Source organism: Pseudomonas sp. P7758, from assembly GCF_013386485.1.
Classification (GTDB): domain Bacteria; phylum Pseudomonadota; class Gammaproteobacteria; order Pseudomonadales; family Pseudomonadaceae; genus Aquipseudomonas.
Genome location: NZ_JACARS010000299.1, coordinates 1 through 338, shown reverse-complemented (window position 1 = coordinate 338; position 338 = coordinate 1). Strand labels below are relative to the sequence as shown.

Here is a 338-nt window from a genome sequence, read left to right as displayed (position 1 = left end):
TTGTTGTATCGCCTGGCCCAGCTGGTGGCCGAGCACGCCGAAGAACTGGCGCTGCTGGAAACCCGCGACAACGGCAAGCTGCTGCGGGAAATGCGCGCGCAAATGAGCGCCCTGCCCGATGCCTACGTCTACTTCGCCGGCATGGCCGACAAGCTGCAAGGCGAGGTGATCCCGGTCAACAAGCTCAACCAGCTCAACTACAGCAGCCGCGAGCCGTTGGGCGTGGTCGGCATGATCACCCCGTGGAACTCGCCGCTGATGCTGCTCACCGGCACCCTCGCACCGTGCCTGGCCATCGGCAACACGGTGGTGATCAAGCCCTCGGAACACGCCAGCGC

At 65.1% G+C, this 338-nt stretch carries 1 protein-coding gene; it reads left to right on the top strand.

Annotated elements, in window-relative coordinates; genetic code table 11:
* Positions 1 to 338 (top strand): aldehyde dehydrogenase family protein (locus HX873_RS31600; protein WP_177123899.1); only part of this gene is annotated, 338 nt, incomplete at both ends.